Origin of the sequence: Kitasatospora sp. NPDC056531 (assembly GCF_042794375.1) — a bacterium.
GTDB lineage: Bacteria > Actinomycetota > Actinomycetes > Streptomycetales > Streptomycetaceae > Kitasatospora.
In genome coordinates, this window is the sequence record NZ_JBHTTU010000154.1 from 1 (window position 1) to 9,554 (window position 9,554).

The 9,554-nt window shown below is 70.9% G+C and carries 12 protein-coding genes and 3 pseudogenes; 7 read left to right on the top strand and 8 right to left on the bottom strand.

Annotated features, from left to right (window positions below):
• Positions 1-311 precede the first annotated feature (311 nt).
• Together ACFQ87_RS42435 and ACFQ87_RS42440 are read right to left on the bottom strand one after the other, a co-directional pair.
• On the bottom strand, positions 312-791 hold the full coding sequence (locus tag ACFQ87_RS42435) for an ATP-binding protein (protein WP_380616314.1): 480 nt from the start codon (positions 789-791) through the stop codon (positions 312-314).
• A 258-nt stretch (positions 792-1,049) separates the two neighbouring features.
• On the bottom strand, positions 1,050-1,196 hold the full coding sequence (locus ACFQ87_RS42440; RefSeq protein ID WP_380616315.1) for a hypothetical protein: 147 nt from the start codon (positions 1,194-1,196) through the stop codon (positions 1,050-1,052).
• 217 nt (positions 1,197-1,413) lie between these two features.
• Between ACFQ87_RS42440 and ACFQ87_RS42445 the strand changes: the two are divergent.
• The 3 genes and pseudogenes from ACFQ87_RS42445 to ACFQ87_RS42455 all read left to right on the top strand — a co-directional run.
• Positions 1,414-1,825: pseudogene (locus ACFQ87_RS42445) on the top strand (DUF6328 family protein); the annotation flags it as partial.
• Between the two features lie 195 nt (positions 1,826-2,020).
• A pseudogene (locus ACFQ87_RS42450) lies at positions 2,021-3,095 on the top strand (SDR family oxidoreductase).
• Between the two features lie 5 nt (positions 3,096-3,100).
• The gene (locus tag ACFQ87_RS42455) at positions 3,101-3,424 is read left to right on the top strand and encodes a plasmid stabilization protein (RefSeq protein WP_380616316.1); all 324 of its coding nucleotides are present in this window, start codon (positions 3,101-3,103) and stop codon (positions 3,422-3,424) included.
• A gap of 627 nt (positions 3,425-4,051) precedes the next feature.
• Here ACFQ87_RS42455 and ACFQ87_RS42460 read toward each other — a convergent pair.
• The 5 genes and pseudogenes from ACFQ87_RS42460 to ACFQ87_RS42480 form a co-directional block, all read right to left on the bottom strand.
• Entirely contained in the window at positions 4,052-4,207 is a 156-nt protein-coding gene (locus ACFQ87_RS42460) for a hypothetical protein (RefSeq protein ID WP_380616317.1), read from the bottom strand.
• Between the two features lie 25 nt (positions 4,208-4,232).
• Positions 4,233-4,526, bottom strand: coding sequence for a hypothetical protein (locus ACFQ87_RS42465; protein ID WP_380616318.1), 294 nt, complete (start codon positions 4,524-4,526; stop codon positions 4,233-4,235).
• A gap of 125 nt (positions 4,527-4,651) precedes the next feature.
• Positions 4,652-4,816: a hypothetical protein gene (locus tag ACFQ87_RS42470; RefSeq protein WP_380616319.1), complete on the bottom strand. Its 165-nt coding sequence runs from the start codon at positions 4,814-4,816 to the stop codon at positions 4,652-4,654.
• A gap of 526 nt (positions 4,817-5,342) precedes the next feature.
• Entirely contained in the window at positions 5,343-5,750 is a 408-nt protein-coding gene (locus ACFQ87_RS42475; protein ID WP_380616320.1) for a hypothetical protein, read from the bottom strand.
• Positions 5,751-5,850: 100 nt separating this feature from the next.
• A pseudogene (locus ACFQ87_RS42480) lies at positions 5,851-6,307 on the bottom strand (metallophosphoesterase); the annotation flags it as partial.
• 81 nt (positions 6,308-6,388) lie between these two features.
• Here ACFQ87_RS42480 and ACFQ87_RS42485 point away from each other — a divergent pair.
• From ACFQ87_RS42485 to ACFQ87_RS42495, 3 genes are all read left to right on the top strand, one after another.
• A complete protein-coding gene (locus ACFQ87_RS42485) occupies positions 6,389-7,168 on the top strand; it encodes a YihY/virulence factor BrkB family protein (protein WP_380616325.1) in 780 nt (259 codons plus the stop codon).
• Positions 7,169-7,215: 47 nt separating this feature from the next.
• Positions 7,216-7,578 carry a hypothetical protein gene (locus ACFQ87_RS42490; protein ID WP_380616321.1) on the top strand — a complete coding sequence of 121 codons (363 nt, stop codon included), beginning with the start codon at positions 7,216-7,218 and terminating at the stop codon, positions 7,576-7,578.
• A 236-nt stretch (positions 7,579-7,814) separates the two neighbouring features.
• Entirely contained in the window at positions 7,815-8,276 is a 462-nt protein-coding gene (locus tag ACFQ87_RS42495) for a DUF5709 domain-containing protein (protein WP_380616322.1), read from the top strand.
• 200 nt (positions 8,277-8,476) lie between these two features.
• On the opposite strand, the gene ACFQ87_RS42500 is transcribed toward ACFQ87_RS42495, so the two are convergent.
• Positions 8,477-8,779 carry a helix-turn-helix transcriptional regulator gene (locus ACFQ87_RS42500; RefSeq protein ID WP_380616323.1) on the bottom strand — a complete coding sequence of 101 codons (303 nt, stop codon included), beginning with the start codon at positions 8,777-8,779 and terminating at the stop codon, positions 8,477-8,479.
• A gap of 542 nt (positions 8,780-9,321) precedes the next feature.
• Between ACFQ87_RS42500 and ACFQ87_RS42505 the strand changes: the two genes are divergently transcribed.
• The gene (locus ACFQ87_RS42505; protein ID WP_380616324.1) at positions 9,322-9,477 is read left to right on the top strand and encodes a hypothetical protein; all 156 of its coding nucleotides are present in this window, start codon (positions 9,322-9,324) and stop codon (positions 9,475-9,477) included.
• Positions 9,478-9,554: the final 77 nt, after the last annotated feature.

The window sequence follows — 9,554 nt, forward strand, 5'->3', positions numbered from 1 at the left end:
CACCTGTACAACGAGGCCAAGTACCGCAATATCAAAAGACGTTCGAAGATGAACAAGCGCGATCTGGCGAATGCGCTCGGTCGCTGAGCGTGCTCTCCGCGCCTCCGATGGAAGGTGCCACCATGACGATTCCGACACCCCCTGACCCGGACACCGGGCCGATCCCGCACCCCAATCCCGCACCGCGGCCGGGCGAACCCAAACCGGCACCGCCGCCCATTCCTCCGTTCCCGTCTCCGGAGCCGTACCCGGATCCCGATCCGGCGCCGCCTCCGGAGCCGCACCCCGGACAGCAGTGACGCGGCCGGCCGTCAGTCCCGGCGGACGGGACTGTCCAGTGGGGACGGAACCTCCAGCCAGACCAGCTTCCCGTCCCCCTCTGGCAGCGAGCCCCAGGCGCGGGCGAGCCAGTCCACCACATGCAGGCCGTGCCCGCCCGGCCGGGCCGGGTCGGTGTGCGGGCGCAGCTGCGGCGGCACGGGGCTGGAGTCCGAGACTTCCACCCGCAGTCGAGTGCCGTTCCAGTTCAGCCGCAGCTCGCGGGGGCCTCCGGGGGCGTGCAGGCAGGCGTTGGTGACCAGTTCCGAGACCATCAGCAGGACGTCCTCGGTGACGGCCTGCTGATGGTCGTCCACGGCGGGCAGCCAGTGCCAGCGTTCCAGGGCCTGCCGGCTGAACTCACGGCTGCGCTGCACGGGGCGCTCGCTGCCGCTGAGCGCGAGCCGTCTGGTCTGTCCGGCCCCCGACGTCCGGTCGGGGCCCGGCAGTGGGCCGTCTCCGGAGCGGTGCATGACCGGCCTCCTCAATTCCGACTCGGACGAAGGACCACAGCCGGAGGCTGGAGGAACGCCGCCCCCGGAGTCCGGCGCCGGGCCCGACGGCTTCAGCGCCGATCCGAGATCGGGGTGGCACCACAACACGCTGTCGGCCACCGGTGATCGCGAACAGCTGGGCCACGATCGGTCGCAGACCCGCGAGTTCCAACCGGATCCCGGCCAGGTCTCGGCGTCCAGGCGGGCGTGCAGGAGGAGATTCAGTCCCGTCGGGTCTCAGAACCGCTGCTCCGCGAGACCGACCACGACCCGCTCGGTGCCTTCTTCCACGAATCGGCCGAGCGCGGTGCGCAATCCGTCCGCCCTGTCATGGTCCAGCTCGCCCGCCACGGTGACGATCCGCACCACCCATTCGTCCGCCACGGCGACACCCAGACCGCCGGCCGCTGTGCCCCTCGTCCGGATGGGGTTCCTCGGTTGGCCGCGGCATGGCACGCTCCCGGTCCGATCGGGACGGCAGCGGGCCGTCCGGCCATCATCCCGGCCCGGCACTCCGTCTGCTGGTCGTCCATACCGCGCGTTTGCCCACCTCCAGTGCGGCTACACGCACCAGACGGAGCGGAAGGCGGAGGCGATGACCATGACGACGCCGGACACCGGGCGCGACGGTTCCGTGCCCCGGACCGGCCGACGGGAGTCGCCCGAGGAGCGGGCGGACCGGCGCTGGGGCGACCTGCTTCAGGAGGTGCGGGTCGCGCAGACCGGCTCGCAGATCCTTTTCGGATTCCTGCCGAGCGTGGTCTTCATGCCGCGCTTCGCCGAACTCGGCGGCTTCGACCGGGGACTGTACGTGGCCACGGTCGTCCTCGGGGCACTCGCCACCGGAGCGCTGACCTCCCCGGTCGCCTACCACCGGATCTTCGCCGGGCACCGCCTCAAGCCAACTGGTCGACGCGGCAGCCAGGTTGGTGGCCACCGGCCTCGTGCTGCTGGCGCTCACCGTAGGGTCGGCCCCGCTGCTCCTGCTGCGGGTGGCCGTCGGATCGACGGTCTCCGGCTGGATCACCGCGGCCGTCATGCTCTGGTTCGGGTCCTGCTGGTTGCTGCTACCCGTCTGGCGCCTCGCCTGCACCGGAACAACGGCAAGTGCACGCGGCCACCGGACGACCCCGATCCGCGCCCCCGCGCGTGACGGTCCGGGCCCCTGTGTGACGTTTCGGCGGCGCCCGCCCGGCAAGACGCCCGCCATGACGATCAACCTGCGTTCGAAGCCCCGCACCGTGGTCATCACCGGCGCCACCGCGGGAGTCGGCCGGGCCTGTGTACGGGCCTTCGCCGCCAGGGGCGACCGCCTGGTGCTGGTCGCCCGGGGCGCGGCCGGGCTGCGCGCCGCATCCGCCGAGGCGGAGGCCGCCGGCTCGCCGGTGCGCACCATCCTGGCGGACGTGGCCGACCCAGGGGCCTGTGAAGCGGCAGCCGCCCGGGCCGAGGCGGAGTTCGGCCCGATCGACGTCTGGGTCAACGACGCCTTCGTCTCGGTGTTCGCGCCCTTCACCGAGATCAGCGCCACGGAGTTCCGCCGGGTCACCGAGGTCACATACCTCGGCTACGTCAACGCCACCCGGGCCGCGCTGCGCCGGATGCTGCCGCGCGACCACGGCACCATCGTGCAGGTCGGCTCGGCGATCGCCTACCGGGGAATCCCGTTGCAGAGCGCCTACAGCGGCGCCAAGCACGCCCTCCAGGGCTGGCACGAGGCACTGCGCTGCGAGCTGCTGGCGAGCGGATCGGGCGTACGTGTGACCATGGTGCAGCTGCCCGCGGTCAACACCCCGCAGTTCGACTGGGTGCGCGCCCCCGCCTTCCGAAACGGGCGCAGCCGATGCCGCCGATCTATCAGCCAGAGGTCGCCGCCCGCGCCGCGCTGTACGCGGCCGATCACCCTCGCCGGCGGGCGTACTGGTCGGCGCGAGCACGGTGACGACCCTGATCGCCAACGCGGTCGCCCCGGGCCTGCTGGACCGGCACCTGGCCCGTACCGGCTTCGCCTCCCAGCACACCGATGAGCGGCGCCGCGCCAGTGACCCGGACAACCTGTTCCACCCGGTGGACTCCTGGCAGGACTTCGGGGCACACGGCCGGTTCGACGACCGGGCCCGTGCCCGCAGTCTCCAGCAGCACGCCGCCCACGGCCTCAGCATCCTCGCGGTCGGAATGCGGCGGGCAACCGGACAGGTGAGGGCGGGTTTGCCCACAGCCTCGGCCGGGTTCGTTTCACTGATGCGGGGGACACGCGCCCCGCAATCACAGCGACAGGAGTGATGACCATGCCTCGCGGATCGAGCCCGAAGCGGGAACGGCAGTACGAGCACATCAAGGACAGCGCGCTGGAGCGCGGTGAGAGCGAGAAGCGGGCCAAGGAGATCGCCGCCCGCACGGTGAACAAGGAACGGGCCCGGCACGGGGAGTCGAAGACCGCCAGCCGCAGCTCGGTCAAGGACATCTCCTCCTCCAAGCGCGGCGGGCAGCGCTCCCACAGCGGCTCTCAGGGCCCCACCAAGGAGCAGCTCTACAACGAAGCCAAGAAGCGCAACATCCACGGCCGCTCGAAGATGAACAAGAAGGAACTCGAACACGCACTCGGCCGATAGGGGGCCAAACCGTGGGCACCGTTCCCGTGCCGCCCGACCCCGACGTCACCCCCATCCCTACGCCCGAGCCACCCACGCCCCCTGGGCCGCCGGAGCCCGTCGAGCCGCCCGGCCCGCCCGAGCCGACCGAACCACCGAAGCCGCCGGCCCGCCGGCCCCGCCCGACTCACCCGTCCCTCCTCCTGAGCCGCCGAGGCCCTCGCCGGGCGAACCCCGCCCGGCGCCTGGCCCGCCGGAGCCCCGGACTGAACCCGGTCCGGAGCCGGAGCGTGCGGACGGCGGCCGGTCACCCCAGCAGCGGCCGTGCAACTGCCGGCAGTACGTCGGCCCCGAGCCACTCGGGACGGTCTTCGCGAACGAGATCGTCGGCTGAGCCCCGTGCACCTGATCCCGGCATTCAGCAGCTGGCTGCGCACACAGTGCCTGACGATCCGAATACCGATCGCGCCGGAGGCTGACAGCAGGCTCCGCCTTCAGCCGCCTTTCATCACCCGGTTCTGGCACAGATATTAGGGAGTGCTGGCGGAGTGTCACCTCGGCGTTCGATTGCGGCAGGTGGGTTCGTGTGAGACCGCGTACGCCTTGCCGCCTGTCGGCTCCTACCGCTGGCAGCGGCCCCTCACTGCTTCAAGGGCGCTCGGTGTCCGGCGGGTCGGCTGGGAGGGGGCCGGTGAGGAGCGCCTGGGCGAGGGTGTGGAACGCCGCGACGACGCCGACAGGGCAGGTGATGGGCGGCGGTTCGTCGGCCAGTCGCTGGGCCGCTTCGGCTCCCGTGGGAGCCAAAGCGTTCGACTCGTTCGGCACGTCGTCACCGGTCCGAGGGGGTCGGCCCGTCCGGCGTGTCCTGTGGAGGCAGGTCAGCGGCCGCGATGCACTCGGCCTCCAGCTGGTCGGCGAAGGTGTCCAGGGCGGTGCAGAGTGTCGCGGTGGTCTCCAGGTCCAGGGGCGCGCCGTTGCGTCGCCAGGTCTGCCACGCCGCGGCGATGCCGCGCAGCATGGCAGTGACGGAGGCGGCCGGGATCACCAACTCGTCGTCCATCCGGTACACGGACATCTGGAAGTGCTGGCCGTCCTCGTCCAAGGGCTGGAAGTACTCGCCCAAGTTGATTCCTCCGATTTCCTTTGCTGAACTCGCGTGGTGCGCGTGTAGAGCATCCCGGACGTCTTCATGGCGTCCGGGATCTTCGGCGACACGAAGGACGCGAGCCCCCTCCGGTCGAGTGACTCTCATCCTTTGTCGGCTATGTCGTCGGCGGCCTCCAGCATCTTGGCGGCCTCGCGCAGCGCGGCGACCAGGCCGAGGGACGGGGCGATGACGACTGGCGGCGGACAGCCGCCGACCGCGCTCGCGACCAGGTGCAGGGAGGCCGTCCTGGCCCAACTCGACCACACCCTGCCACCCTCACCGACAGCCCCGTCACCGCCGCCTGCCTCGCCCGCATCGAACCCACCGGCAAGGGCTGGAGACTGCACTGGTCCACCCTTCGCGCCTGCCGCGACGGACTGACGGACGGGCACTTCGCCTACCGGTTCCGGCACGACGAGCGCCCCTGGCCGAGGCCGAGGGCACGTACGTGCTGAGCGACTCCCTGACGGCCCTCGCCGAGCACCAGCAGGGCGACGCCGTCGCGGCGGCCCGGTTCGTCCGGGCCGTGCGGCGGTCTCGGCAGCGGGGCGCGCGGGTTGGAGTCACTGACCTCGATCCGCAGGAGGCCGGGGCCGCCGCCTCGACCAGGAAGTCCGCAGTGAATGTGCGAGCCTCGACGACGACTCCGGGCCTGGCCGAGAGTGGCAGCCAACACGCCCAGGGCCGAGCGGGGATGGCTGTACGGAGGAGCTCTGGGCCCCGGCCATGTGTTTGCGCCTCCCTCCCCATCCTGGGTGTTCATGATCGTCCTATGGCCCGCACGCGGCACCGTCAGTGTCCGAACAGGTGCCGAATCCGGCCGCTCCGCGGAGGCTGGACCGGTGCACCGACGGCCCGGTCGCCTTGTTTGGCGGCCCGTTCCTCCGGCGGCGCCGCCTCGCTGGCCTCCGGCGCGGCGGGTCGTGCGGACACCGGCGGCGGCACGGTTCCGGCCTCGCGGTAGGCCGGTCGCGTGCCCACGAGCCAGGCCCGCCGGGCCAGCGACATCAGGGCCACGCCCAGGCAGAAGATCAGCGCGAGTGCCACACCAGACAGGAAGACACCCAGGGTGTTGAGCGTCACCAGGTGGTTGCCCAGGATCGTCACCTGGTACTCGGGCCCGCCGGCGAGGTTGTCCGCGATAAGCAGCCCGACGAAGGCCCCGGATGCAACCATCAGCAGGAGTCCTAGCAGCAACATGGTGGAGTCCTTTCCGTTCCGGTTCGGTCGCCCCCGCCGTCCCGCGCGTACCCGGACCGGTCCGCCCATAACGCTCTCCGCCGCCGGACCGCTCGTCCGGTCCGTGCGGCCGGTGAACCGCGAACGCGCGGCCGATGACCGGCTGAGCCACGTTGCACATGCGCACACCGCACGCGGTGAGGCCGTGCTCCGTACCGAAGTGCACGTGGCCGTGCACGACCAGATCGGACCCGGCCTCGTCGATCGCCTCGGCGAGGTGGTAGCTGCCGGGGAACGGGTAGATCTCGGGCGGCCCCGGCCAGCGTGTCCGGCACCGGGGCGAAGTGCGCCAACGCGATCCTCACGTCGCAGCCCTCGGCCGCCAGCCGTTCCAGCGCGCTCCGCAGATCGTCCGCACACCGCCGGGTGTGCCGGATGAAGGCCTTCATTTCGGGCTCGCCGAACTCGCCGCCGCCCCGGTCGGCGAACCCGCCGCCGAAGCCCTTCGTACCGGCCGCGCCGACCAGCCGCCAGTCCACCCGGACCACGGTCGCGGTGCGTTCCAGCACCCGGACGCCGTTGGGATGCCGGTGTGCACCGTCAGGTCCGCCAGGGCGTCGGCCACGATGCGCCCGGCGTTCCTCGGTCGGCACGGTGCCATGGGCGCCGTGCAGTTCGATCCGCAGGCCGAGTTCGCCGGCCTCGTCGTCGGCGAGGCCCTCGTGCAGGTTGGCGAGCCGGTACTCGGTGTCGAACGGGCCCTGCGTGCTCTGGACCGGTTCCAGCAGCGCCATGTGGTGCCCGGCGTGATCGTCGGCGTCGTCAAGAAGTACGGGGACGACCGCAGCGCGCTGCTCTCCGCCCTGATCACGTACTACGGCTTCGTCGCCCTGATCCCGCTGATGCTCCTGCTCAGCACCACGCTCGGGTTCGTCCTGCACGGCCATCTCGGAGCCCAGCGGTCGGTGCTGAACTCCGCGCTCGCCGATTTCCCGATCATCGGCTCCCAACTGCGCCAGAACGTCCACTCCCTCCAGGGCAGCGGCCTGGCCCTGGTCATCGGCGCGCTCGGTCTGCTGTACGGAACGCTCGGCATCGCCCAGGTTCTCAAGCACGTCATGGCCGAGGTCTGGAACGTCCCGGGGGTACAGCGGCCCGGCTACTGGCCACGGCTGGCCCGCAGCCTGCTGCTGTTCGCGGTCCTGGGCACTGGACTGCTGCTGACCACGGCCGCCGCCTCGCTGGTCGGCACCGCCCTGACCGGGCTGCCCGCCCGGATCGGCGGCCTGATGGCCTCGGCACTGCTGAACGCCGCTCTGTGCCTGGCCTGCTTCCGGGTCCTCACGCCGCGCGATGTCGCCACCAGGGCAATGCGGCCCGGATGCGCGGTCGCCGGCCCGCTGTTCACGGTCCTCCAGGCCTGCGCTCGCTCCTGGTAGCCCACGAACTGCGGCACGCGAGCCAGGTCTACGGTTTCTTCGCGACCGTGATCGGCCTGCTGGCCTGGCCCTACCTGGCCGCGCAGATCACCGTGTACGCGGCCGAGACCAACGTCGTGCTCGCCCGTCGGCTCTGGCCGCGCAGCCTGCTGCAACCACCGCTCACGGATGCCGACGAGCAGGTCCTGAGGTCCGTCGCCCGGCAGGAGGAACGGCGCCCCGAGCAGCACGTCGACGTCTCCTTCCACGACCCGGACGGGCCCGGGGACACGACCGGCGCGGACCACGCGGAGCAACCCTCAGCCCCGTCGGCGCCGTCCTCACCGAAGGCGGGCACCGAATCGACCGAGAGCCGGCCCAAGCCGCCGAACGGCTCACCGCCCTGCTCGGACACCTCGCAGTCCGGCTGAGGTCGGCGCCTTCCAGGCTGTCGTGCTCAGCCCTCCACCTTCCGAGCGCGGGCGGCGCCGGCAGCGATCTCAGCGGTTTTGACCGCAGGGCTGGGTAGGCGCGCGGCGCACCGGACGCCGTATGGCATTCACGCCCCAGCCCGTACACCGGGTCGCGGCGCACGGTCGGCAGCAAACGCCGGCAAACCCTCCGAGGCCCTATCGAGAACCAGGAAGAGATCACGAGTGACGGCAGCATGGGCGATGACGTCTACCAACCCACCGGGAACATGGAGGAGCAGGGGGACGCGGCGCCCTTGGACCTGGAAGACACTCTGGACGAGCGCGGCTACGACGACCTGCTGGACGAGTGCTATTCGTCACCGGAGAAGCCGCTGGGCGTCGACCGCGTGGGTGTGACCGCAGCCGAGCAGCGTGACGGCGAGACGTTGGACCAGCGGATCGCCCAGGAAGAGCCCGACATCACGCCTGTCGAAGGGGACGGGACCAGCGATCTGTCCGGCGGAGAGGGAGAGCCGATCGATCCGCAAGCGGGCAGCCGGCAGGCGGGGCGGCTGGTGGCTCCCGAGGAAGGTGCCCGCCCGGACACGGAGAAGGGGCCCGTCGCATCCGACATCGGCGTCGATGGCGGTGCCGTGAGCGCGGAGGAAGCGGCTGTGCACCTCATTCCGGCAGACGACGGCGACACGTCCCGCTGAATTCCCGCTCTCTCGCGCCCGCGGACAGGAGCGGACGGTCGCGGGTCATCCTCCGGAGCATGGCGTGGCCATGCGGCGGGCGTGAACAGGCCGACGTGAACGGCCGTGGGCCTCACGCGGACCACGACGTGCTTCGGGACCACCCCGGACGGTCACCGCCCCTGATTCGCACGCGCAGCGCGCCACGTCGGGGCACGCGGTCAGGTGACTCGGCGCAGGAGAACGGACAGGAGTTCGGCGAGACTCGGGCCGGCGTCGGCCGGGTGGCGCAGTTGCTTCGAGGCCTGGACGTGGTAGTGGTTGCTTCGCCCGGTGCGTTCGTGGGTCAGGTAGCCGGCTTCTTCGAGGTCGGCGATGATCCGTTGGACGGCCCGCTCGGTCAGCAGGCAGCACGCCGCGATGTCACGCACCCTGATGCCGGGATCACGCGCGATCTGGACCAGCACGCGGGCGTGGTTGGTCAAGAAGGTCCACTGCCGCGCCGTCGAGGAGCCATCGTCCATGGCACCAGTTTATGACCGCCGATTCACGCAGCCGTAAACACGAAAAGCAACCCGTGTAACTGCTGACACAGATCGATCGAGGACGAATGGTCGACGGGCGGGCCAGGCCGCCTCGTCGGCCACGAACAGTGCCCACCGCGTGAAGCCACGCCCTCCACGCACCGCCCGCCGCGCCACACCGGTCCTGGGCGAGCCCCTCGTCCTCGCTGCACCCAACCCGCAGGCACGACGGTGCACAAGATCCTCCAGAGTTGACGAGCTGCTTCTTGTTCATCTCCGAGCGGTCGTGGACGACTTACCGGTCGCACGCTGCGGCCCGCTCGGGCGCGAGGACGTTTCGACGCGAGGACGTTTCGAGACGTCGGTTGCCGGTAAGACGGAAGGACCAAGCAGGGCCCGATATCGACAGGGACCCTCATCACAAATCATCGTGCCCGTCGTGGTCGTGCTGCTCCTGATCGCCGGGGCCTTGCTGAGCAGTTGAGCACACCACCCGAATCTGCGGGCATTCGCACAGCAGATCTGAACCTTCGGAGGCCATCGTGATCGTCGTTGGAGTGATCGTCCTCATCATCGGATTCGTCACCGGCATCTCGGTGCTGTGGACCATCGGCATCATTCTGGTTGTTCTCGGCCTGATCCTCTGGCTCCTCGGCGCGGTGGGCCACGGAATCGCCGGACGACGGCACTACTGGTAGCAGCCCGGTCGACCAATCCCTCCGCCCCGACCTTGCCCTGCACAGCAGTACGGCAGGCGCAGCGGCCGACCCGGCGC

Excerpts from the sequence above, each read along its gene's own strand:
- ACFQ87_RS42475 (WP_380616320.1), bottom strand. The coding sequence starts at position 5,750 with ATGTTGCTGCTAGGACTCCTGCTGATGGTTGCATCCGGGGCCTTCGTC.
- ACFQ87_RS42435 (WP_380616314.1), bottom strand. The coding sequence starts at position 791 with ATGCACCGCTCCGGAGACGGCCCACTGCCGGGCCCCGACCGGACGTCG.
- ACFQ87_RS42485 (WP_380616325.1), top strand. The coding sequence starts at position 6,389 with ATGGGCGCCGTGCAGTTCGATCCGCAGGCCGAGTTCGCCGGCCTCGTC.
- ACFQ87_RS42500 (WP_380616323.1), bottom strand. The coding sequence starts at position 8,779 with ATGGACGATGGCTCCTCGACGGCGCGGCAGTGGACCTTCTTGACCAAC.
- ACFQ87_RS42495 (WP_380616322.1), top strand. The coding sequence starts at position 7,815 with ATGGGCGATGACGTCTACCAACCCACCGGGAACATGGAGGAGCAGGGG.
- ACFQ87_RS42455 (WP_380616316.1), top strand. The coding sequence starts at position 3,101 with ATGCCTCGCGGATCGAGCCCGAAGCGGGAACGGCAGTACGAGCACATC.